At 42.1% G+C, this 22,595-nt stretch carries 23 protein-coding genes; 20 read left to right on the top strand and 3 right to left on the bottom strand.

What is annotated here, in order from left to right:
- Positions 1–129: 129 nt before the first annotated feature.
- The 8 genes from QQK00_RS12050 to purD all read left to right on the top strand — a co-directional run bounded on the left by QQK00_RS12050 (position 130) and on the right by purD (position 7,692).
- Complete coding sequence (locus QQK00_RS12050; protein WP_284217830.1) at positions 130–1,296, top strand: serine hydrolase domain-containing protein; 1,167 nt, start codon at positions 130–132, stop codon at positions 1,294–1,296.
- Positions 1,297–1,490: 194 nt separating this feature from the next.
- On the top strand, positions 1,491–1,667 hold the full coding sequence (locus QQK00_RS12045; protein ID WP_284217829.1) for a DUF6435 family protein: 177 nt from the start codon (positions 1,491–1,493) through the stop codon (positions 1,665–1,667).
- A 239-nt stretch (positions 1,668–1,906) separates the two neighbouring features.
- The gene (locus QQK00_RS12040; protein ID WP_284217828.1) at positions 1,907–2,059 is read left to right on the top strand and encodes a hypothetical protein; all 153 of its coding nucleotides are present in this window, start codon (positions 1,907–1,909) and stop codon (positions 2,057–2,059) included.
- Between the two features lie 188 nt (positions 2,060–2,247).
- Positions 2,248–3,126 carry a 50S ribosomal protein L11 methyltransferase gene (gene prmA, locus QQK00_RS12035; RefSeq protein WP_284217827.1) on the top strand — a complete coding sequence of 293 codons (879 nt, stop codon included), beginning with the start codon at positions 2,248–2,250 and terminating at the stop codon, positions 3,124–3,126.
- 133 nt (positions 3,127–3,259) lie between these two features.
- Positions 3,260–4,252 (top strand): tRNA dihydrouridine synthase DusB, encoded by a 993-nt coding sequence (gene dusB, locus QQK00_RS12030; RefSeq protein WP_284217826.1) that lies wholly within the window; start codon positions 3,260–3,262, stop codon positions 4,250–4,252.
- Positions 4,253–4,285: 33 nt separating this feature from the next.
- Positions 4,286–4,579, top strand: a complete 294-nt coding sequence (gene fis / locus QQK00_RS12025) for a DNA-binding transcriptional regulator Fis (RefSeq protein WP_284217825.1) — start codon at positions 4,286–4,288, stop codon at positions 4,577–4,579.
- Between the two features lie 194 nt (positions 4,580–4,773).
- Positions 4,774–6,372, top strand: a complete 1,599-nt coding sequence (purH, locus tag QQK00_RS12020; protein ID WP_284217824.1) for a bifunctional phosphoribosylaminoimidazolecarboxamide formyltransferase/IMP cyclohydrolase — start codon at positions 4,774–4,776, stop codon at positions 6,370–6,372.
- 33 nt (positions 6,373–6,405) lie between these two features.
- Positions 6,406–7,692 (top strand): phosphoribosylamine--glycine ligase, encoded by a 1,287-nt coding sequence (gene purD / locus QQK00_RS12015; protein WP_284217823.1) that lies wholly within the window; start codon positions 6,406–6,408, stop codon positions 7,690–7,692.
- A gap of 53 nt (positions 7,693–7,745) precedes the next feature.
- Here purD and QQK00_RS12010 read toward each other — a convergent pair whose 3' ends face one another.
- A complete protein-coding gene (locus tag QQK00_RS12010) occupies positions 7,746–8,291 on the bottom strand; it encodes a DNA-deoxyinosine glycosylase (RefSeq protein WP_284217822.1) in 546 nt (181 codons plus the stop codon).
- A 223-nt stretch (positions 8,292–8,514) separates the two neighbouring features.
- On the opposite strand from QQK00_RS12010, the gene QQK00_RS12005 reads away from it, so the two are divergent.
- The 5 genes from QQK00_RS12005 to QQK00_RS11985 all read left to right on the top strand — a co-directional run bounded on the left by QQK00_RS12005 (position 8,515) and on the right by QQK00_RS11985 (position 13,711).
- Positions 8,515–9,339, top strand: coding sequence for a class I SAM-dependent methyltransferase (locus tag QQK00_RS12005; protein WP_284217821.1), 825 nt, complete (start codon positions 8,515–8,517; stop codon positions 9,337–9,339).
- A gap of 299 nt (positions 9,340–9,638) precedes the next feature.
- Positions 9,639–10,541 carry a phosphoribulokinase gene (locus QQK00_RS12000; RefSeq protein WP_284217820.1) on the top strand — a complete coding sequence of 301 codons (903 nt, stop codon included), beginning with the start codon at positions 9,639–9,641 and terminating at the stop codon, positions 10,539–10,541.
- Positions 10,542–10,800: 259 nt separating this feature from the next.
- On the top strand, positions 10,801–11,526 hold the full coding sequence (gene ompR, locus QQK00_RS11995; RefSeq protein ID WP_284217819.1) for an osmolarity response regulator transcription factor OmpR: 726 nt from the start codon (positions 10,801–10,803) through the stop codon (positions 11,524–11,526).
- Positions 11,527–11,544: 18 nt separating this feature from the next.
- Positions 11,545–12,873 (top strand): two-component system sensor histidine kinase EnvZ, encoded by a 1,329-nt coding sequence (gene envZ, locus QQK00_RS11990; RefSeq protein WP_284217818.1) that lies wholly within the window; start codon positions 11,545–11,547, stop codon positions 12,871–12,873.
- A 160-nt stretch (positions 12,874–13,033) separates the two neighbouring features.
- Positions 13,034–13,711 carry a hypothetical protein gene (locus tag QQK00_RS11985; RefSeq protein WP_284217817.1) on the top strand — a complete coding sequence of 226 codons (678 nt, stop codon included), beginning with the start codon at positions 13,034–13,036 and terminating at the stop codon, positions 13,709–13,711.
- Between the two features lie 74 nt (positions 13,712–13,785).
- Here QQK00_RS11985 and hslO read toward each other — a convergent pair whose 3' ends face one another.
- Positions 13,786–14,694 (bottom strand): Hsp33 family molecular chaperone HslO, encoded by a 909-nt coding sequence (gene hslO / locus QQK00_RS11980; protein WP_284217816.1) that lies wholly within the window; start codon positions 14,692–14,694, stop codon positions 13,786–13,788.
- Positions 14,695–14,769: 75 nt separating this feature from the next.
- Positions 14,770–15,195, bottom strand: a complete 426-nt coding sequence (gene hslR / locus QQK00_RS11975) for a ribosome-associated heat shock protein Hsp15 (RefSeq protein ID WP_284217815.1) — start codon at positions 15,193–15,195, stop codon at positions 14,770–14,772.
- Between the two features lie 203 nt (positions 15,196–15,398).
- Between hslR and gspC the strand changes: the two genes are divergently transcribed.
- From gspC to gspI, 7 genes are read left to right on the top strand one after another with little or no spacing between them, the layout of a single operon-like run.
- Positions 15,399–16,253, top strand: a complete 855-nt coding sequence (gene gspC / locus QQK00_RS11970) for a type II secretion system protein GspC (RefSeq protein WP_284217814.1) — start codon at positions 15,399–15,401, stop codon at positions 16,251–16,253.
- A 50-nt stretch (positions 16,254–16,303) separates the two neighbouring features.
- Positions 16,304–18,325, top strand: a complete 2,022-nt coding sequence (gene gspD / locus QQK00_RS11965; protein WP_284217813.1) for a type II secretion system secretin GspD — start codon at positions 16,304–16,306, stop codon at positions 18,323–18,325.
- Positions 18,325–19,902 carry a type II secretion system ATPase GspE gene (gene gspE, locus QQK00_RS11960; protein WP_284217812.1) on the top strand — a complete coding sequence of 526 codons (1,578 nt, stop codon included), beginning with the start codon at positions 18,325–18,327 and terminating at the stop codon, positions 19,900–19,902. The genes gspD and gspE overlap by 1 nt, the downstream gene beginning before the upstream one ends.
- A complete protein-coding gene (gspF, locus tag QQK00_RS11955; RefSeq protein WP_284217811.1) occupies positions 19,902–21,119 on the top strand; it encodes a type II secretion system inner membrane protein GspF in 1,218 nt (405 codons plus the stop codon). Before gspE ends, gspF begins: the two co-directional genes overlap by 1 nt.
- 4 nt (positions 21,120–21,123) lie before the next feature.
- Entirely contained in the window at positions 21,124–21,573 is a 450-nt protein-coding gene (gene gspG, locus QQK00_RS11950) for a type II secretion system major pseudopilin GspG (protein ID WP_284217810.1), read from the top strand.
- Positions 21,574–21,583: 10 nt separating this feature from the next.
- Positions 21,584–22,201 carry a type II secretion system minor pseudopilin GspH gene (gene gspH / locus QQK00_RS11945; protein WP_284217809.1) on the top strand — a complete coding sequence of 206 codons (618 nt, stop codon included), beginning with the start codon at positions 21,584–21,586 and terminating at the stop codon, positions 22,199–22,201.
- Positions 22,198–22,593 carry a type II secretion system minor pseudopilin GspI gene (gspI, locus tag QQK00_RS11940; protein WP_284217808.1) on the top strand — a complete coding sequence of 132 codons (396 nt, stop codon included), beginning with the start codon at positions 22,198–22,200 and terminating at the stop codon, positions 22,591–22,593. The genes gspH and gspI overlap by 4 nt, the downstream gene beginning before the upstream one ends.
- The last annotated feature ends 2 nt before the right edge of the window (positions 22,594–22,595 follow it).

Here is a 22,595-nt window from a genome sequence, read left to right as displayed (position 1 = left end):
TATTGAAGCACATTAGCAAATCTTAACGCTGAAAAGCTGAAATGAAAAATTACATTGATTAATTGTAGTTAGCTTCACTTTAATGTCTACTTACTCAATGAATTGATAGACAAGCCCAAAGACAATAAAATGCAATTAAACTCAATATTCCAAACCGCGTTAGTTGCAGTAAAAGCCCTGCTAATTTATGCACTATCGTCATCTTTAGTGCTTGCAGGTGATATAGAATCAATATCTGCTGAAAAAATAAGACCCTTCAAAAATCGTCTAGCATCCATAGTGTCAGACAATCAACTGAATACCGCTGCTGTCGCGATTATCAAGAACGGTACGCTCCAACAAGAGTTTCATTTTGGCGCACAGAATACAAACACAAAAGCGTCTCCAGATACCCTATATAATATCGCCTCAATTACTAAGACAATCACCGCTGAAACCACAATAAGACTCGTTTCCAAAGGGCTGCTTAATCTAGACGAGTCTATGAGTGAACATTGGATAGATCCCGATATAAAAGATGACTCCAATTTATCTAAACTTACCCCAAGGACAGCGCTAACACATACGACGGGATTTATGAATTGGAGATTTTACGCAGATGACAACAAATTGAAATTTGTCGCCCCTCCTGGCACTAGTTTTGGTTATTCTGGAGAAGGATTTAACTATTTGGCTCGCTATGCCGAAAAAAAATTGAATGCCAGTTTTGAAACCTTAGTTCAACAAGAGATTTTTACACCTCTAGGCATAAAAAACGCATTCATGAGCGTCAATAAAGCCAACTTTACTCGCATTGCGAGACCCTTAGGGAAAGAGCAAAAATTTCATGGCTATTATTGTTATCCAGGTGGTTACTGCCGGCATCAAGGTGATTTTTCTGCGGCAGGTGACATGGTAATTACGCTTAGTGATTACGCGACTTTTTTAGTCGATGTGATGAAAGGGAATGGCTTAAGCGCCGAACTAAAAACACTGGCGCACTCGGTGCAAACCGTATCCTATGAAATAGATTGCAGCCAGTCTCCTGAAGCCTTGTGCCCGACCAAACTTGGATACGGTCTTGGTTGGAACGTGACCGAACTGAAACAAGATAAGTTAATTGGTCATTCTGGCTCTGACTGGTCAACTGTAGCGCTAAGCTATTACTATGAAAATAGCAAAGACGGACTAATAATTTTCTTAAATGCACCAAACGATTTTGGCATCACGGCCATGGTTGATATATTAAAGTTAATCGATCCTGACTCTCCGAAGTTACATGAATACAAAGCGCGTAAAGAAAGGATAAAGAAATAGTTTTTGATCTTATCTCTGCGACCAACATTGGCAGTGTTGAGTCGTTAAGAAGAAAGACTGACTGCCAATATATCTATCATTAAACAAAGTTAATTGTTTAAAGTGCTTAGGTTTTATTAGTCACATTAAAAGATACAAAAGACTTTTTTCTACGTAAGCAGTCAAGGTCACAAACTTATTTGATAGGAAAATGCATGTTTGGCTTTTTAAAGTCTAATCCCACCAAAAAATTACGAAAGCAATATGACATAAAGCTTGAGCAAGCCATGCTTGCTCAACGCAAAGGCGATATTAAAAGCTATTCAATGCTCACTGCCGAGGCAGAAAGCATGTGGAAAGAAATCGAAAAACTTGAAGGAAACTCTGATTAAAAATAATGCCGGTGATAAAAAGAATTAAACGGTAGCTATGAATATCTTTTGCTGCTGACGGAGTAACATTTTGGACCTTAGTACAGTTTGTAATTAATATTCTCAATGCTATTCTAAATTCTGTTGGCAATTAAGTGTCGACATTTTTGCAATTTTCAATTTGGATATTAAAAAGGTATCTAGTTTGAATATGCAACAAATAACGCAGGAATAAAGTTTAATTCTCTAGGAGAGACACAATGAAAAGATACTTACTTTTCTTTAGTGGCTTTGTAACAGCACTTATTTTGTCGCGTTTCAATTTGTTGCTCTGGCAAGAAGCAATCGTTGTTATTGGTATAGCTCTCACATTTTACTTAGTTGAAAAGTTTATTTTGGGCAAAAAGACCTGATAGATTGTCAAATATCTTGTGTCCACGTTCTATCCTAAAGATACATTAACTTTTTAATAAGCCCAGACATCGCTGATATATAGTAAATGAAAGCGGCAATCAAAGTATAAAACCAACTAAAGCATTATCATCAAGTTCAAGTTGTTGTATATTTACGCCCAATTAAACCAACGGAAATTACTTTCAATATGGCATGGCAACAACTTAAAATTAGTATAAAAGCAGAACATGCCGAAGCCGTTGGTGACATGCTAAGTGCCAATCAAGCACAAGCGGTAACATTTTTAGACGCAAAAGATACACCAATGTACGAGCCAAAACCGGGAGAAGTTTTGCTTTGGCCAGACACTCAAGTCATTGGCCTTTATGATGCTAGCGTAAACTTAGTACCTATTATTGAGCGCATAGGCAAAGCCTCCGTCTTCAAGCATGAATTTCTTTACAGCATAGATCAACTCGAAGACAAAGATTGGGAACGAGAATGGATGGAAAATTTCCATCCAATGCAGTTTGGAAAACGTTTGTGGATATGTCCCAGTTGGCGCAGTGCTCCCGATCCCAATGCCGTGAATGTACTCCTTGACCCTGGCTTGGCTTTTGGCACCGGCACTCATCCAACGACGTCAATGTGCCTAAGATGGTTAGACAGTCAAGACATAGCAAACAAGACTGTCGTTGATTTTGGTTGTGGCAGTGGCATTCTAGCGATTGCCGCACTGAAACTCGGGGCGAAAAGCGCACTCGGTATCGATATAGACCCTCAAGCACTTATTGCAAGTAAAAGTAACGCTGAACAAAATCATGTGAATAAGCAATTCAGTCTCTACTTAGCTGATCAACAACCCGATGTTCAAAGTGACATCGTTATCGCGAATATTTTGTCAGGTCCTCTCAAAACACTTAAATCCAAAATTGCTTCGCACTGCAAAAGCGGTGGTTGGTTAGTGATGTCGGGCGTACTTGTCGAACAAGCGCAAGACGTAGTCGACGCGTATTCAGACGAATTCCAATTTGACCCTATCGAACAAGAAGGGGAATGGGCAAGAATATCTGCAAAGAAGCGATAACTGTCAACAATCAACTAAGTCAAGCAATTTTTCTATGAATTGTTTAAAAAATAGACTTTTCAAAAAGCAAAAAAACACGTATATTACGCCGCCGATTTAGTCAGAAGCAGAAAGTGTTGGAGCAGGCAATATTGTGCAAATTGGTCCTTACAAATTAGCGAACAATTTGATACTTGCGCCAATGGCTGGTGTAACTGACCGCCCATTTCGCGAACTTTGTCGAAGAATGGGCGCAGGACTAGTGGTATCAGAGATGCTTTCTAGTAACCCTAGAGTGTGGAAAACGGCCAAATCAATGGCTCGAATGAATCACGACGGAGAATCGGGTGTACGTAGTGTACAAATAGCAGGTAGCGAACCAGAATTGATGGCACACGCTGCACGATTTAATGTCGAGCAAGGCGCACAGATAATCGACATTAATATGGGATGTCCTGCAAAAAAGGTAAATAAAAAATTAGCTGGTTCAGCGCTATTGAAAGAACCCACATTAGTTGAAAGTATTTTAACAGAGGTGGTAAACGCTGTTGACGTTCCTGTGACCTTAAAAATTCGCACCGGTTGGGATGAAGATAACAGAAACGGCGTAGAAATAGCGAAAATCGCTGAAGCAGCAGGCATACAAGCCTTGGCGGTTCACGGCAGAACCCGTACTTGTATGTTTAAAGGCCATGCTGAATACGACACAATTCGTCAAATCAAGCAGGCAATTTCGATTCCTGTTGTCGCAAATGGCGATATATGTAACGAAATTCAGGCCAAACACGTGCTCGACTACACCGGCGCTGATGCGCTGATGATAGGTCGAGCAGCGCAAGGTAACCCTTGGATTTTTAAACAAATTCATCACTACCTTACCACTGGTACTATTCTTGACAAACCGAGTATTCAAGAACAGGCCAGCGTGTTACTAGAACATGTAAGAGGAGTTCACGACCTATATGGCGAGTATTCCGGTGTTCGAATAGCACGTAAACATGTTGGCTGGTACGTCAGCCAACAAGACGAAGGCAAATCATTTAGACGCAGGTTCAACGGCCTCGAAGATGCAAAAAGCCAACTCGATTCGTTAACAGAGTATTTTTCATCGTTACAGAGCAGCCAATCGCTGTCTTCAGTAGCATAGCTTTATTATTGTACATTACAGAGAGCAGCATTTATGTTCGATCAGAATTTGACATCACCTTTTACGACAACGGTAACAACACCGACTCAAGCCCAAGCACAAAAGCCTTTGCGCTCTTCGGTAAAACAAGCAGTAAACAAATATCTTAAAGAGTTAAACAACCAAGATATTGATAACCTATACGAGCTAGTATTAGCTGAAATAGAAGCACCGTTATTGGAAGAAGTGATGACTTATACTCGTGGCAATCAAACACGCGCTGCAAACCTTATGGGCATTAACCGTGGTACCTTGCGCAAAAAGCTAAAAATGTACGGTTTAGGCTAAGTTGCATTTCAATTGTTAGAGCGCTTTTTGCGCTCTTTTTATTTGTGATATTTATTAATCAACTTCAATATTTACCTTATTTAAATTAATAGTTTTTGTTACAACATTCGCGTCCAATTAAAACAACAACACGGCAGATTAGCAGCGTAAGATTGCTTAACAAACAGTATCAAACTTATTAGGCCATATAAGCTATGCAACAAAACACACCCATAAAACGCGCGCTACTGAGCGTATCAGATAAAGAAAATATCATCAGTCTTGCTAAATATTTAGACAGTATTGGTGTTGAGCTTCTATCTACCGGCGGCACAGCAAGCTTGCTCAGAAAAGAAGGCATAAGTGTTAAAGACGTAAGTGAGTATACCGGACACCCAGAAATAATGGATGGGCGAGTAAAAACACTTCACCCTAAAGTCCATGGTGGTATTTTAGGACGTCGCGATATTGATGCCAATGTCATGGATAGACATGAAATATTACCTATCGATATGGTAGTCGTAAATTTATATCCATTCGCGCTTACGGTTGCCAATGAAGACTGTACCTTAGAAGACGCTATCGAAAACATCGACATCGGCGGTCCTACGATGGTAAGAGCCGCGGCAAAAAACCATAAGGATGTCACGATCATTGTTAACCCAAATGACTACAGTAAAGTGATTCGGGAAATGCAATCCAACGATAATTGTATTAGCCATTCCACTCGCTTTGACCTAGCTATCAAAGCGTTTGAGCATACCGCACAATATGACGGTATGATCGCAAATTACTTTGGCACAATGGTAAATGGCGACGATGAAGAAGATGATGAGCAAGCAGAAGCTTCTCAATTCCCACGTACCTTCAATGTGCAAATGCAGAAAAAACAAGATTTACGCTACGGCGAAAACAGTCACCAAAACGCCGCATTTTATGTAGAAAATGACATCCAAGAAGCCTCAGTAGCGACGGCAACCCAACTTCAAGGTAAGGCATTGTCGTTCAACAACATTGCAGATACTGACGCAGCGCTTGAATGTGTGAAAGAATTTACCCAGCCAGCTTGTGTTATCGTTAAACACGCAAACCCGTGTGGTGTTGCTGTAGCAGACAACATACTAGATGCTTACGACAGCGCATTTAAAACCGACCCGACATCTGCATTTGGCGGTATCATTGCATTTAACCAAGCCTTGGACGCCGCAACTGCCAGCGAAATCATTGCGCGTCAGTTTGTTGAAGTTATTATTGCGCCTAGCGTAAGTAATGAAGCGGCAGAAGTACTCAGCGCAAAACAAAACGTACGCGTGTTAAGTTGTGGTGATTGGCAAGGCCAACTGACCGAAGGCTATGACTTTAAACGTGTTAACGGCGGCATGTTAGTGCAAGACCGTGATTTTGGTATGGTCGATGCTGATGACTTAAAAGTCGTATCCGACCTAGCACCTACCGACGAGCAACTGGAAGATTTATTATTTACGTGGAAAGTCGCCAAATATGTAAAATCCAACGCTATTGTATATGCTAAAGATGGCAAGACAGTAGGTGTGGGTGCTGGACAAATGAGCAGAGTATACTCAGCCAAAATCGCTGGTATTAAAGCACAAGACGAAAACCTCGTTGTTGAAGGTTGTGTGATGGCGTCTGATGCATTCTTCCCTTTCAGAGACGGCATTGATGCCGCTGCTGCTGCAGGCATAAAGGCAATTATTCAGCCTGGCGGCTCTATGCGTGATGACGAAGTAATTGCCGCGGCAAATGAGCATGGTATTGCCATGGTATTTACCGGCATGCGTCACTTTAAGCACTAATTGACGAAATCACGGACTGTAAAGGATAAACATATGAAAGTACTAGTACTCGGACGCGGCGGACGCGAACATGCATTGGCCTATCAAGTTGCCAAATCCGATCAGGTAGACGCGGTTTATGTAGCCGACGGCAACGCCGGTATGGATCAAGAAGCTAAAATCACACGCCTTGCGATTAAAGAAGATGATAAAGTAGCCTTACTTGCCGAAGTCAATCGCTTAGGTATTGAACTAACGATTGTTGGCCCCGAAGCGCCGTTATCTAAAGGCGTGGTAGATTTCTTTGAAGCCAACGGAAAATTGATTTTTGGCCCAACGCAAGCCGCAGCGCAACTCGAAACGTCTAAGTCATACACTAAAGACTTTTTAGCGCGTTACGACATTCCTACCGGCTACTACAAAACCTTTGAAGTAATCGACGAGGCCATTGCTTATATTAAACAACAAGGCGCGCCTATCGTTGTTAAAGCGGATGGCCTAGCGGCAGGTAAAGGCGTCATTGTTGCCATGGACGAGCAAACTGCTATCGATGCGGTGACCGACATGCTCTCTGACAACAAGTTTGGAGATGCGGGTAGCCGCGTAGTTATTGAAGAGTTTCTTGACGGTGAGGAAGCCAGCTTTATCGTGCTATGTGACGGTAAAAATGTACTTCCACTGGCGACTAGCCAAGATCATAAACGCGCTTACGACAATGACGAAGGGCCAAATACAGGTGGTATGGGCGCCTATTCACCTGCGCCAGTAGTCACCCAAGCCGTGCACGATAAAATCATGCAAGACGTTATTTTACCTACAATGGAAGGCATGGCTAAAGAAGGCAATCCTTATAAAGGCTTTTTATATGCTGGCTTGATGATAGATAGTGAAGGAAACCCCAAGGTCATCGAATACAATTGCCGTTGTGGCGACCCTGAAACCCAGCCAATTATGATGCGTATGCAATCTGATTTAGCTTCACTTTGTGTCAAAGCGTGTGAAGGCAAACTCGACGAATGTGAGATATCATTTGACTCGCGTGCTGCCGTTGGCGTTGTATTAGCATCCGGCGGATACCCTGGCGCGTATGAAACTAAAAAGCCAATATCAGGTCTTGCAGATGTTGACGCAGAGCATACTAAAGTGTTCCATGCAGCAACTGAAAAAGTCAGTGATAACCTAGTCACAACCGGCGGGCGTGTACTTTGCGTGACAAGCCTTGGCGTTACCGTCACCGAAGCACAAGCAAACGCATACGCTGCAGTCGCCAAAATATCATGGGACGGCATGTTTTATCGTAAAGATATTGCTTATCGTGCCATTGCGCGCGAGCAGGCTTAACATAAGCTTGTAATATCCTTACAAGTAATAAGCAATAGTGCCACGGAATAAACTTATCCCCGAGCAATCGGGGATTTATTCAAATGATTTATCCAAACTTCCCTCTTCTGCTCCAATGATATCCGCGCATTTGCCGGACTCGTAGACGGCAGACCAATAGGCCGAACACTCGGAAACTCAGCAGATAAATCTTTCCACACATGACGATGAAAGCTTTGCTCCGCTTTTTTACCATTTAGTGCAATCACTTTTATGTCAGTGTGTTTGTTGAGAAAAGCGCTGAAATCATTGGCAACAATAGATGATTCAAGGATATCCGCATCTAAACTCGAATCCCTTTCGCAATGCTTCATCACATCCCATAATGCGACTTGATTATCTAACAATTTTTGCAAGCGCAATGGATAAGCTAACGCAAGCGGAAAGCCCAGCAAATGGCTCATAATCGACCAAAACGCATTACGAGGATGCGCGTAGTATTCATTTTGGGTAAGCGAAACCTTTCCCGGCATTGACCCAAGAATTAACAACGTAGCGTCAGTCTTAGCAACGTAGCTAAATGACTTAAGTAAATTACTACTATTATTTCCTATCGCCATTTATCATTTATCCCAAAAAAACGTATTGTCTACCACATTGTTTTATGACTAGGGTAACACTTGAGACTGGTAAACGAGATACAATGTCCAAATTTTTTTTATTGGCGAACGAAAGATTTCACGCTTAAACTGTGTCTCGTTATTTTGAATTAAGTGACGTTAGATCAAAAAACGTTGAATCAAACCTTAGCTGTAAAATAAACCAATAAGAAAGAGACAAACCATGTTAAAGCAAGTGTTAAAAACAGCCATTAGCCTTTCGGCACTGAGCATAATCCTAACGACATCCTCTAGTGTATTTGCAGACCCAATCGCCGATGCAGTAAACAGCGAAAATCGCGCAGCAGATCAACGCTTACGCGACGAATATCGCAACCCACAAGCTACCCTGCGTTTTTTTGATGTGCAACCTGACATGGCGGTCGCTGAAATATCACCCGGTGGCGGTTGGTACAGCAGCATACTGGCACCACTGTTAAAAGATAAAGGCACATTTTACGCCGCGCACAACTATGTTTACGAAGGCGCCCACGAATATTACGCGCGCACACTAAAAGCTTTTAAAGAAAAAACAGCAGCTAACCCTGACTTTGCCAACATGAAAATCACTGCTTTTCATCACAACAAAGCACCTGATTTTGCACCTGCAGGCTCACTTGATCGCGTACTGACCTTTAGAAATGTGCACAACTGGTATATGGATGGCGAGCAACAAGGCTTAAACAACGCCTTTGCAGCCTATGCGAAAGCGCTCAAAAAGGGCGGTATTCTTGGCTTGGTTGAGCATAAATTGCCAGAAAGCGCAGATGATGAAATGCAAAAAAGCAGTGGGTACATGAAACAATCTGTCGTCATTGCTGCCGCTAAAAAGGCAGGCTTCGAGTTAGTTGGCGAAAGCCCAGTCAACTTCAACCCACTCGACACAAAAGATCATGAAAAAGGCGTATGGACACTGATGCCATCATTGTCTTTAGGCGATAAAGATCGCGCTAAATATCTGGCTATCGGCGAAAGCGATCGCATGACATTAAAGTTCAAAAAACTTTAGTAAGCACTAACTATAACAGTCGAAATTGAAGCAGCATTTATTGCTGCTTTTTTCGTTTTATATATCTGCCAAATATAGCTTTTCATTGGCGACGAAAACATATAAAAATATTGAAATGGTAGATAATCTTATGGTTCGCCGATGGGTTGTACGTGGGGCTTAATTTATTAAATGCCAATTAAGTGCCACCTTATAGATTGTATCTCAGTAAATTTACCAAAGTAACACACTTTATTTGACAAAAAACTTGACCCTTAAATCACCTCACTTTATAACTATAAAGAAAAGTTGCTCTTATCATGTCTGTTAAACACCCAATCATTGCGATAACTGGTTCTTCTGGCGCTGGTACCACAACCACGACAAACGCAATCCGCCATATTTTCAGAAACTTAGACATCAATGCAGCCAGTGTTGGCGGTGATAGCTTTCATCGATTTACCCGCCCCGAAATGGAAGTAGAGATTCGCAAGGCACAAGAACAAGGCAAACACATTAGCTACTTTGGCCCAAAAGCCAATGATTTTGAATTACTCGAAAGCCTGTTTAAGTCCTATGGTGAATCTGGCAACGGCCAGTTTCGCCAATATTTACACACCTTCGATGAAGCAGTACCGTTTAATCAAATGCCTGGTACCTTTACGCCTTGGCAGGACTTACCCGAAAGTACCGATCTGCTTTTTTATGAAGGTCTACACGGCGGCGTAACCACTGAAGAGAATGACGTTGCATCACATGTAGATTTGCTGGTAGGCATGGTACCAATCGTAAACTTAGAGTGGATTCAAAAAATTGTACGTGACACTACCGATCGCGGACATTCAAGAGATGCCGTGATGAGCAGCATAGTACGTAGCCTAGATGATTATTTTCAGTACATAACCCCGCAGTTTTCGCGCACCCATATTAATTTTCAACGCGTCCCCACGGTCGATACTTCAAATCCCTTTAGTGCACGTGAAATCCCCTCCCAAGATGAGAGTTTTGTGGTGGTGCGATTCAGGCGTGGCATGACTAATATTGATTTCCCTTACCTCCTACAAATGATTGACGGCGCATTTATGTCACGTATTAATACTTTGGTCGTTCCCGGCGGGAAAATGGGCTTGGCGATGGAATTAATACTCACCCCATTGATTGAAGAATTAATGGATAAGCAGCGTCGCGCTGGGTATCAGGTCGATTGGGTCGCCGACAACTAAGGCTCATCGGTGAGTTTACAGCGATTATCTAGGCTTATATCGCCTCCTAGCCTATAGCAAAACATATTTTTTATGGATGAAAAATTTGAGCGTCCATGGATGGACTTGCAGCGGTTTTGCTATAGGCTAGGAGGCGATGTAAGCCAAACTACGCAACCAAACTTGAAACAAAATGAAACAAAGCCACACTTGGATATTTGCAAGCGGTGCCATATAGTAAACCTTATCTAGGGAAGTAGACGAGTTTAAAAGCAAGTATATGAGACAAGAAACAACCAAAATTTTAGTCGTAGACGACGATATGCGTTTACGCTCTCTGCTCGAAAGATACCTTCAAGAACAGGGTTATCAAGTGCGCAGTGCCGCAAATAGTGAGCAAATGGACCGCTTGCTAGAAAGGGAAAATTTTCATTTAATTGTATTGGATCTCATGCTGCCCGATGAAGATGGCTTGTCCATTTGCCGACGTCTTAGACAACAAGAAAACGAAATTCCCATTGTTATGCTAACCGCTAAAGGTGATGAAGTAGACCGAATTATTGGTTTAGAAATGGGGGCCGATGACTATCTCCCAAAACCATTTAATCCCAGAGAATTACTTGCTCGGGTAAAAGCCGTGTTACGCAGAAAGACAAACGAAGCACCTGGCGCGCCTTCGCAAGCTGAACAAATCGTTAAGTTTGGCACGTACTCGCTCAATCTAGCCACCCGTGAAATGAAGGACGAGGAAACCCCAATGTCATTAACAAGCGGGGAGTTTGCAGTACTTAAGTCACTTGTGACACACCCAAGAGAACCGCTTTCGAGAGACAAATTAATGAACCTCGCCCGTGGCAGAGACTACAGCGCTTTAGAGCGCAGTATTGATGTGCAAGTTTCAAGGTTGCGTCGCATGCTAGAAGACGATCCAACTAGCCCACGATATATTCAAACCGTTTGGGGCTTAGGCTACGTGTTTGTGCCTGACGGTGAGAGTGCAAGCTAAGCCCACTTGGGATAAGCCATGCCATTAATACCCAAAAGCACCTTTGCACAAACCGCCTTGCTTATCGGTGGTTTGTTGCTTATCAACCAACTTGTCTCGTACTTATCTGTTACATATTATTTTATCAACCCAAGTTACACACAAATTAACACCCTTGTCTCTAATCAGCTATCGACGCTTTTCATTAGTGGCGACAATACGCTCAGTGAAGACGAGAAGTTGCGCCTCCAATTAATTACTGGCGTCAAATTCCATGATCAAATAAGCGCCATGCATGCAGGTTTAAATAACGCGACGTATTATGAATACATGTCACAAGAAGTATCAAAGCGTTTAGCCAGAGATATTGAAGTGCGTGTGAAGCCAGGTGAAAACTACGTTGTTTGGATTAAACCCAATACAAATGACGATCTATGGATATCAGTCCCCTTAGATGGCATCTCTGAAAATGATATTTCCCCCTTGAGTATGTACTTCATCGTTATTGGCGGACTAAGTGTTTTGGGCGGCTGGTTGTATGTAAGGCGCTTAAATAAACCATTACAAGCGTTACAAAAAGCCGCGGTTAACGTCGGCCATGGCAATTTTCCAGACCCCTTACCAGCACAAGGTAGTTCAGAAATGATTGCCGTGACACAAGCCTTCAATAAAATGTCCGCGAGTATTCGCCAACTGGAAGCTGACAGGGTATTGATGACTGCTGGTATCTCTCACGACTTACGCACTCCGTTAACTCGAATTCGCTTATCCGCAGAGATGTTACCCGAGGAGCAAAATTGGATAAAAGAAGGCGTAGAACACGATATCGAAGATATGAATGCCATCATTGATCAATTCATCGACTATGCGCGGCAAGATCAAGAAGAGAAGCTAACGCCAACACTGATAAATGATCTTATTGTAGAACTGGCGGATGCAAGAAAAATTCATGAAGACAAACACATAACGCTCGACTTGCGAGATATCCCAATCATACGCATCAGAATAATTGGTATAAAACGAGTGATTGATAACCTGATTGAAAACGCTTTTCGGTATGGTAGTGACAACATATCGATTAAAACCCGCTATTCACAACGTTCACGTACTGTTTATATTGCCGTTCGAGACTATGGTTCTGGTATTGAAGACGCGCAGATGCAAAGCTTGTTCAATCCATTCCAACAGGGTGACAAGGCGAGAGGCACGCAAGGTTCAGGTTTAGGTCTCTCAATTACAAAACGAATAGTAGAAAGTCATGGCGGACAAATGGAGTTCTCAAACCATGTCGACGGCGGTTTAGAAGCAGGATTTACACTACCAGTGTTTTATTCTCCGCGAAAACAAATAGACGACGAAGAATTGTAGACGTACTAAAAAAATCCTCAGAAACTTACTCTCCGCAAGCAAATACATACCATTCAGACAAGTTCTCACTGATTTAGACAATAACTTACAAGTATTAAACAGTTTTCAAGTTCTCTGGCAGCGATAATAGAGATTCAAAAGTCTCTGAAAGGAAAACAAAATGAAAAGAGTAATGACAAAACTATGGATTGTTGGGTGTGTAGCACTACTAAATGGATGCGGAGATGGAGATAAATTAACGGATAAAATTGTTGAACAGGTGAAAACCGATCGTTCAGCAGATATTGTGTATGCAAATGTCACCGACACAGATGTCAGTTTTTTCATTAAAAATGAACGTTTTCGTAGAGACGTGTTTAATAACGACTTTAAAGTAAGAGACTTACAGGTAGATCAACACTCCAATGTCACAAGATACAAATGGTTACATCCATATTCAAACACTGAAGTATCGATAGAAGATGTAAACACAAAAGTTAAAAAGTCTAGAGATGAATTTTTTGCTGACGACGGCTTTCAATATTGGGTACTTGCATGGCAAAGCGGGAATAGAATAAATGTTTCTGCTTTTGATAGAAGCACCATTTCAAGCCCAGGAGAATACAGAGTAAGAATATTTGCGAACCAACGTTTAAATGTAATGTACACAGGCAACAATCAGCTAGCAGTAAGGACTGAAGTCGGTGAACCCACTTCCCCGATAAACATCCAAGGGTGCGATGATTTAATGATAAATAATTTAGTCGTCAATTTATGCCAAATAGGCACACCTGGGCATTCGTACTTGGTATACGCCGATGGTGAAAATGCACCTGTCGTATTTGCGGAAGATATCTAGTCGTCAACATATACAATTAGCAATCTACGCGTATAGTGAATGGCTCGGCCAACGCTGAGCCACATAGCATACGCTTAATGTCTCGATTGACTATCACCAGCAGCTAACGTTTGAAAGTTATCCGCATGAATATTTTCTATATCAACAGCGTCAAATGCATATTCAGCATGACAAAATTGACAATTCATTTTTACCATACCTTCCTCAGCAACAATATTTAAGAGTTCAGCCTTGGCTACATTTCTAAGCGCATTTGCGCTGCGTGTTTTTGAACAATCACACTCAAATACCACATCGGATGATGCTAATAGTCTTACCTTTTCTTCGTGATATAGGCGATGCAACACATCTATCTCGTCGAGTGTTTTTAGTTCCTCTTCGGTAATAGTATTCCCTAATGTTCTTATGTGTTCAAAATCGGGGTTATCTTCAGCTTGTGAGGTTTCACTGGAGGTAGGCAATACTTGTAGCAATAAACCGCTTGCGCAAGCCCCATTTTTTTCGTCAACCGAAGCGAATAGGTTCACACTTGTAGGTAACTGCTCTGATTGATAAAAATAGTCCTCTAAACACTTCGCTAGACTTTCATTATTTAGGCCAACTATACCTTGATAACGCTCGCCTTCTGTTGGCGTAATTGTAATAGCTAATACCCCTTTTTTAAAAAGGTCACTAAAGTTTTCTGGAAAATCACTGACTGACTCATCCCAACGGGCTACACCTCGTAATTTTTGATCGTGGGTACCATTAATCACTGCGTACTTAACCAGACCTTCACTTTGTATTTGTAAGGCAATTTCACCTTCAAATTTCAAGGTGGCTGTTAAGAGTGATGTTGCCGCCATTAATTCACCAAGTAAAATAGCTATTCTAGGCGGATAATCATAGGAAGACAGTATTCCTTGATAAGCGGTATTTAATTTAACGACTTCCCCGCGTATCGCATAGGCATCAAATAAAAATCGGGTTAATTTGTCACTCATGAATTTGACCTTATCTTAGTTCTGGCACATCGTTGTAGGCAATCATAATTAGCTTTTGCCAAAATAGCGCCACTCCTAATCCTGATGTTTAATCTTAATTATTTGTCGACGCTGTTTTTTGTCAGGTCGATGATCCGGCTTCGGGCTATGAAAAGCACTCAATTGCCTCGCTTGTTTGTTTTTTTCTCGTAACGCAATGCTTTCGTCTGTTTCTTTGTATAAGCCTTGTGCCAAACTTGCACTTACACGTTTATCTGACAACGCAAGTATTTCAATCGTCTTATGATCAAATCCAGCGGGGACTTTGATAATCGCCCCTAACTCTACAATTTTACTCGGCTTACTGCGTTGCCCATTGTAATTCACTTTACCGGCTTGCACCCAATCGCGCGCAATGGCCCTTGTTTTACAGAAACGCGCAGCCCATATCCATTTATCGAGTCTAACTACTGGCGATGTCGGCGCGTCTTTGCTTCCAGAGGTATGTTTCTGATTGCCCATTGGCTAAATAACCTCCAATAAATGTTAAAGTTTCATCACAATTGCATTAACCTATTGTTCATAAGCCAATGTCTAGCTATGATGGCAGATTGAACTAGAAAGCCAACTTTATCCTAGCGAGACATCTTATTAACACGCAGTTTGTTACCCCAATACAACAATTTTATCAGCGGCATGACACCAAGCTGATACTTGTAATTGTTATGCTGCTAAGTGTATACCTTCTTTTATGGGCGGCAAAACTCACGTGGTCTTTATTACCCAACGACAATAACACGTCTGTCGCTGGCCAGAACACGCAAACGCTGAACCAAAGTAATATCGGGTCAGCACAAGTAAAAACCAACCTAGATGCAATAGTTTCATTGAATTTATTTGGTGATACAGCGGCCGCGCCACAAGTACAAGAAGAACAAATAACTGAAGCCCCGGAGACAAAGCTCAATTTGACACTATCGGGCGTGGTAGCAAGCTCTGAAGAAAATGGTGGGGTCGCCGTTATTGCCTACAGGAATACGCAGCAAACCTATGGTATAGGCGACAAGATTGAAGGTACGAGTGTTACACTGGTAGAAATATTCAGCGACAGAGTAATCATCAAAAACAGACTCACGCGTGAAACACTGATGATGGAAGGTTTAGATTTTGATGAAGCCAATCGTCAGCGCGAAAGACAAGGGCCAAACGTTAGTCGAAACCCAGTGAATGTCGGTCCACAGCCAACACGAGAAGTATCCCAACAAGAAGCGCAAGAAATAAGACAACAAGTGTTCCAAAACCCTGAATCATTCGCTGACTTTATTCGCTTAACACCAGCAAAAAACGAACTCGGTATTATTGGCTATAAAGTGGCGCCAGGTAAGAAACCGGCCTTTTTTAACAGTGTAGGCCTTAAAAATGGTGATGTACTAACCGAACTAAATGGTAGAGATTTGTCAAATCCTCAACAGGCACTTGAAGCATTAAGAATATTGCAAGAAGCTGAAGAGCTTGATTTAGTGTTATTGCGCAACAATGAGCCTATTTCGCTCTCTATCGAGATCCCCAGAGACATATGAATAATTTATTAAGCAAAATACAAGTTACCAGAGTTGGTAATAGGAAAATTATGACAAAACGGAGTTTATTGGCGTTAGTGATATTGTCAGCGAGCGTATTTGCTAACGCATCTGAATATCAACCAAATTTCAAAAATACTGAAATAACGGAGTTTATTAACACCGTTGGTAAAAATTTGAAGAAGACCATCGTTGTCGATCCTAATGTTCGAGGCAAAATTAGTGTACGTAGCTACGACCTAATGACTGAAGATCAGTATTACCAATTTTTTCTCAATGTGTTACAAGTCTACGATTATGCCGTTGTTGAAATGCCAAATGGTATTCTCAAAGTCGTCCGCTCTAAAGATGCAAAATCATCCAACATTCCGGTGGTAGAAGGGACACGTTTTGATGGTGACGAAATGATCACTCGTGTACTTCCCGTATACAACGTACCTGTGCGTGAACTTGCACCTATTCTTCGTCAACTGAATGACGCCTCTGGTGGCGGTAATGTAGTAGCGCATGAACCATCAAATGTCATGATGTTAACTGGCCGTGCAGCAGTGGTTAATCGCTTAGCAGAAATCATCCAGCGTGTTGACCAAGCTGGCGACGAAGAAGTCGAGGTTATCAAACTTAAGTATGCGTCTGCCTCTGAGATGGTGCGGATTATCGACAGTATTAATCAAACACAAGGTAAACAACCCACGGGCGGTAAATCAGGCCCGAGACTAGTAGCCGATGATAGAACTAACAGCGTCATCATTAGTGGAGACGTGAAAGCTCGCCAACGCATGATTAACCTGATCAGGCGTATGGATCAAGAATTAGAAACCAGTGGTAACACACGCGTTATCTTTTTAAATTATGCAAAAGCCGAAGATTTGGTCAATGTATTACAAGGCGTCAGTGCTACCATTCAAGCCGAAGGGCAAGCAAATACTAATCAGCAGCAACGTCGCTCTAGCCGAAATAGCACACGTGACGTAAGTATCGATTCACACGAAGACAGCAACTCGTTGGTTATTACAGCCGAACCGGACATGATGCGCTCGTTAGAAGCGGTCATCCGCCAATTAGATGTTAGACGAGCACAAGTGCAAGTTGAAGCCATTATCGTCGAAGTATTCGAAAGCGACGGTGTGCAGCTTGGCGTGCAGTTTGTATCTGAAAGCGGCGGTGGCACTCAATTCAATAATGGCGTGGTGCCTGTTGGCGGTTTAGGTGTTGCGCTTAGGCAGGCAGAAGATAGAACAGTAACAAGATCAACCACTTCAGCTAACGGCGTGCCAGTACAAACGAACGAAACAATTGAAGGAAATCTAACTCCGCTAGCACAATTACTTGGTGGGGCGAGCGGTTTAATCGCGGGTGTTGTAGATAATGGTTGGGGCGCAGTCGTGCAAGCGGTCAGCAGTGATACCAACTCAAATATTTTAGCCACACCACATCTAACCACGATGGACAATGAAGAAGCATTTTTTATTGTTGGTCAAGACGTACCAATCATTACGGGTTCTACGACCGGTTCAAACAATGCAAACCCATTTCAACAGGTCGACCGTCAAGAAGTGGGTATCAAGTTAAAAGTCACGCCACAAATTAACGAAGGTGACGCAGTACAACTAACGATTGAACAAGAAGTCTCGAGCGTAAGCGGCGCAACATCGGTCGATATCACTATCAACAAACGTGAAATCAAAACTACCGTTATTGTCGATGATGGCGGCACAATTGTGCTTGGCGGCTTGATTGATGAAGATGTACAAGAATCCGTTTCCAAAGTACCTCTATTAGGTGATATTCCGATCTTAGGACACTTATTTAAAAGTACAAGCACCGCTAAGCGTAAACGTAACTTGATGGTATTTTTACGCCCAACAATTGTGCGTGACGCTGCCACAATGAACAATATTAGTCATCGCAAATATAACTTTATGCGTGTGCAACAACTGAAGCGTCAAGCAGAAGGTGTTGCTTTAATGCCATTTACTGAAGGTCCAGATTTGCCTGCATGGGATGATAAATTAGTCCTCCCTCCCTCTTTTGAAGAGTATTTGCTAGAGAAAGACGAAGAGGAACAGTAATGGTTAACGAAGCTGGAAGCTCACATCTACCTTTAGACAATGAGTCATTAGTGGATACAGCGGTAGATTCAGCAGTAACTGACAATCTTGCGTTAGGTGAAGACCTTGTATTGGACTATCAAATTCCGTTTGGCTTTGCCAAACGGAATCAAGTACTCTCCGATATTTCGACGGAACCCCTCACGTTAAATTATACAGAACTCACCTCACTGTCTGCATTAGCGGAAGTTAGACGCTTTTTAGGGAAACCTTTTACCCTTAAAAAAATTGATGAAGACACCTTTGAGCAACTACTAACTGTATCGTTTCAACGAGACTCGTCTCAGGCGCAACAATTGATGGAAGATCTGGGTAACGAAAGCGATTTATTTGCGCTTGCCGAAGACTTGCCCGACACAGAAGACTTACTCGATAGTGAAGACGATGCACCAATAATAAAGCTTATCAATGCCATGTTAGGCGAGGCTATCAAGGAAGGCGCTTCAGATATACATATTGAAACTTTTGAAAACAAGCTCATTGTTCGTTTTCGAGTGGATGGCGTACTACGAGAAATTCTGAAGCCACATCGAAAAATGGCGTCAATGTTGGTCTCGCGTATTAAAGTAATGGCAAAATTAGATATCGCTGAGAAACGCGTCCCACAAGACGGACGCATTAGTTTACGTATTGGTGGACGGGCGGTAGATGTGCGTGTTTCAACCATGCCATCTTCTCATGGCGAGCGTGTCGTAATGCGTTTGCTAGACAAGAATAACGCACGCCTAAATCTTGAAGATTTGGGGATGACAGAAGCCAACCGAGAACATTTTGCCAATTTAATTCGTAAACCGCACGGTATTATTCTGGTTACCGGCCCAACAGGTTCAGGTAAGAGTACGACGCTTTATGCTGGCTTAACTGAAATTAATTCTAAAGATCGAAATATTCTTACTGTTGAAGATCCAATCGAATTTGATATTGCTGGCATCGGGCAAACCCAAGTAAACCCAAAAGTTGACATGACGTTTGCACGTGGTCTCCGCGCTATCTTACGCCAAGATCCTGACGTTGTAATGATTGGTGAAATTCGTGACATAGAGACAGCACAAATAGCGGTTCAAGCCAGTTTAACCGGCCACTTAGTATTATCTACTTTGCATACCAATACGGCAGCAGGTGCAATTACTCGTTTAGAAGATATGGGAATAGAACCTTTCTTACTTTCTTCTAGTTTATTGTCTGTCTTGTCGCAGCGCTTAGTTCGAACACTTTGCGACAAATGTAAACAAGCGCATAAGCCAACACCAAAAGAGCGAGAAGCATTAGGTGTATCAGATTCAGAAGATATCAAAATTTATGGCCCTGTTGGCTGTCCCGAGTGTAATCATACAGGCTACAAAGGCAGGACCGGCATTCATGAGCAACTGATCGTTGATGAAAAAGTACGTGAAATGATGCATGAAAGCAAAGGTGAGCAAGCCGTTGAAAAGTATGTCCGCGAGTTTACACCGTCGATTAGGCAGGACGGCACAGATAAAGTACTTGCAGGAGAAACTTCTCTTGAGGAAGTATTGCGAGTAACGCGAGAAGAGTAATGGCAGCGTTTGCGTACAAGGCAGTAAATAGTAAAGGGAAAAATCAATCGGGCGTAATTGAAGCCGATACGCCTAGACAGGTTCGTCAACAGTTGCGAGAGCGCGACCTAATTCCTATTGAAGTCAATACCGTCGCCGAAAAAGTTAATGCAAAAAAGTCTTTTTCAGGCCTGTTTAAACGCAAAATATCAGTTAACGATTTAGCGTTGATTACACGGCAGATTGCCACCTTAATAGAAGCGGCATTGCCTATTGAAGAAGCCTTGCTAGCCGTTGCGGAGCAATGTGAAAAGCCCAATCAAAAAAATATGATGATGGCAGTAAGAAGTAAAGTCGTAGAGGGGCATTCTTTCGCGGTCGCCTTAGCCGACTTTCCCTACGTTTTCGATGAACTATATTGCGCCATGGTCGCTGCAGGAGAAAAGTCGGGCCATCTAGATACAGTATTAAGTCGTCTTGCAGACTATACCGAGAAACGCCACCAAACTGCGAGCCAAGTCACGCAAGCGCTGGTGTATCCTTTAGTCATGGTGTTTGTCGCAATCAGTGTTGTGGTGATGCTACTCACTGTCGTCGTACCTGAGATTGTTGGTCAATTCGACAACATGGAGCAAACGCTTCCTTTAATGACAAGGATACTTATTGGCATATCTGATTGGGTGAGGGATTACGGTATTTACGCAGGCATTTTGTTCGTTATTTTAATGTTTGCATTTAATCGTATGCTTAAACTTCCGCATATGAAACTGGCATGGCATAAGCGGATACTCAATTTACCTTTCATTGGTCGCTTATCTCGTGGAACTAATACCGCTAGATTTGCTCAAACACTCAGTATATTGTCTGCAAGCGCAGTCCCCTTATTAGAAGCAATGAAAATTTCTGGTGACGTACTCGCAAATAAATACTTAAAGAAACAGATTAGCGAAGCTGCAGGTAAAGTAAAAGAAGGCAGCAGTTTGCGTGCTGCGTTAGCACAGACTAAAGTATTTCCACCGATGATGTTACATATGATAGCGTCCGGTGAAAAGTCAGGTGAGCTTCAGCAAATGCTAAAACGCGCCGCAGATAATCAAGAAACACAATTTGAAGCAACAGTAAATATGTCACTCAAACTATTTGAGCCTTTGTTGATTATATCTATGGCCGGAATAGTTTTGTTTATTGTAATGGCAATCCTGTTACCAATTTTGGCACTTAATAACCTTGTCGGGTAAATATATGAATCGTCTAAATAAAAATCATCGCTCACAGGCAGGTTTCTCACTTATAGAAATCATGGTTGTACTTTTTATCATCGGTATTATGGCGGCTGTCGTCGCACCGCAAATTTTGGGCAATAAAGATGCTGCATCTATTAAAAAAGCGGCCGTCGATATACAACAATTAGAAAGCTCATTAGAAATGTACCAATTACGTACTAATTTGATGCCAACGACAGAACAAGGCTTGGAAGCACTGATATCTATCCCAACCATTGATCCGATTCCAAAAAATTACCCTGAAGACGGTATTATCAAACGCCTGCCGCTAGATCCTTGGGGAAATGAATACGTCTTACTAAATCCTGGCCAAGTAGATAAATATGATATTTACTCTTTTGGACCAGACCGCGTCGATGGCACTGAGGACGACATTGGTACTTGGAATGTGAACGAGTATCTTCAATAGGGCAAACTAAATGCACTACTCACGTCCAATGAAAAGGCAATCAGGATTCTCTTTACTCGAAATTATCGTGGTGGTTTTTTTACTTGGGCTGATTGTGTCGGTAATAAGTTTTCGTGGATTTTCCAAAGACATTACAGAAGAAATCGGCGAAGAAGCTTCAAGGTTACAAGTCCTTATCGATTTGGCCAGTGATTTCGCTATTCTAAATCAATTACAAATGGGCTTACGCATTGATATCGATCGCCAAACCTATGAATTTGTTAGCTTACAAAATGATAAATGGTTGCCTATCTCGGATAACAAGTACTTTAGAATGCGCGAGCTGCCTGAGGATATTCAAGTAGAATTGCTGTTAGACAATCTTCCATGGCAGCAAGAAGATGAGTTATTTGATAGGGAAATTTTTGACGAAAATCTTAGTGTAAGCGAGGATAGCGTTCAAATTGGCGATGAAGAAGACATCCCCCCGCCACCGCCTCAAATATTAATCCTGTCGAGCGGCGAGTTGACCCCGTTCGAACTAAAATTTACATATAATGGCATAGATAACAGTATCGACCCCTTCTATTACGCACTACAGGGTGAAGAAACCATCCCTGTGAATAAAATAGGGCCAGAACCCCTATGACATTTTTTATTGGGCCAACCAAACAACGTGGCTTTACACTGCTAGAGGTTATGGTCGCAGTAGCCATCTTTGCTATAGCGGGTGGCGCAATTGTTAAAGCCGCCAGCGAACATTTAAGTTCTGTATCTTTACTCAAAAATACGACCGTAGCCACATGGGTTGCCAACAATCAAATTACCGAAGCTGTATTACTCAGTAAACGACAGTGGCCAGTAAAAAACAACCTGTCCGGCGAATCCAAAATGAATGAACGCACTTGGTACTGGTTGCAAACTGTCTCTAAAACACCCACAAATGGCTTAAGCCAAGTCACGGTCACAGTATTTGATGACGCGCAACGGCAAGATGCCATTACCTCTGTATCAACCTTTGTCGTAAAAGAAAGCATTTAAGT

The organism is Agaribacter marinus (assembly GCF_030160655.1).
GTDB classification, from domain to species: domain Bacteria; phylum Pseudomonadota; class Gammaproteobacteria; order Enterobacterales; family Alteromonadaceae; genus Glaciecola; species Glaciecola marina.
This window is presented reverse-complemented; position numbering and strand designations above follow the sequence as displayed.

Coding starts and splice junctions, on each gene's coding strand:
- prmA (WP_284217827.1), top strand. CDS start 2,248: ATGGCATGGCAACAACTTAAAATTAGTATAAAAGCAGAACATGCCGAA.
- gspD (WP_284217813.1), top strand. CDS start 16,304: ATGACAAAACGGAGTTTATTGGCGTTAGTGATATTGTCAGCGAGCGTA.
- fis (WP_284217825.1), top strand. CDS start 4,286: ATGTTCGATCAGAATTTGACATCACCTTTTACGACAACGGTAACAACA.
- purH (WP_284217824.1), top strand. CDS start 4,774: ATGCAACAAAACACACCCATAAAACGCGCGCTACTGAGCGTATCAGAT.
- hslR (WP_284217815.1), bottom strand. CDS start 15,195: ATGGGCAATCAGAAACATACCTCTGGAAGCAAAGACGCGCCGACATCG.
- QQK00_RS12005 (WP_284217821.1), top strand. CDS start 8,515: ATGTTAAAGCAAGTGTTAAAAACAGCCATTAGCCTTTCGGCACTGAGC.
- QQK00_RS12000 (WP_284217820.1), top strand. CDS start 9,639: ATGTCTGTTAAACACCCAATCATTGCGATAACTGGTTCTTCTGGCGCT.
- QQK00_RS11985 (WP_284217817.1), top strand. CDS start 13,034: ATGAAAAGAGTAATGACAAAACTATGGATTGTTGGGTGTGTAGCACTA.
- QQK00_RS12050 (WP_284217830.1), top strand. CDS start 130: ATGCAATTAAACTCAATATTCCAAACCGCGTTAGTTGCAGTAAAAGCC.
- QQK00_RS12040 (WP_284217828.1), top strand. CDS start 1,907: ATGAAAAGATACTTACTTTTCTTTAGTGGCTTTGTAACAGCACTTATT.
- ompR (WP_284217819.1), top strand. CDS start 10,801: ATGAGACAAGAAACAACCAAAATTTTAGTCGTAGACGACGATATGCGT.
- hslO (WP_284217816.1), bottom strand. CDS start 14,694: ATGAGTGACAAATTAACCCGATTTTTATTTGATGCCTATGCGATACGC.
- gspI (WP_284217808.1), top strand. CDS start 22,198: ATGACATTTTTTATTGGGCCAACCAAACAACGTGGCTTTACACTGCTA.
- purD (WP_284217823.1), top strand. CDS start 6,406: ATGAAAGTACTAGTACTCGGACGCGGCGGACGCGAACATGCATTGGCC.
- QQK00_RS12045 (WP_284217829.1), top strand. CDS start 1,491: ATGTTTGGCTTTTTAAAGTCTAATCCCACCAAAAAATTACGAAAGCAA.
- gspE (WP_284217812.1), top strand. CDS start 18,325: ATGGTTAACGAAGCTGGAAGCTCACATCTACCTTTAGACAATGAGTCA.
- QQK00_RS12010 (WP_284217822.1), bottom strand. CDS start 8,291: ATGGCGATAGGAAATAATAGTAGTAATTTACTTAAGTCATTTAGCTAC.
- gspH (WP_284217809.1), top strand. CDS start 21,584: ATGCACTACTCACGTCCAATGAAAAGGCAATCAGGATTCTCTTTACTC.
- gspC (WP_284217814.1), top strand. CDS start 15,399: ATGCTGCTAAGTGTATACCTTCTTTTATGGGCGGCAAAACTCACGTGG.
- gspG (WP_284217810.1), top strand. CDS start 21,124: ATGAATCGTCTAAATAAAAATCATCGCTCACAGGCAGGTTTCTCACTT.
- gspF (WP_284217811.1), top strand. CDS start 19,902: ATGGCAGCGTTTGCGTACAAGGCAGTAAATAGTAAAGGGAAAAATCAA.
- envZ (WP_284217818.1), top strand. CDS start 11,545: ATGCCATTAATACCCAAAAGCACCTTTGCACAAACCGCCTTGCTTATC.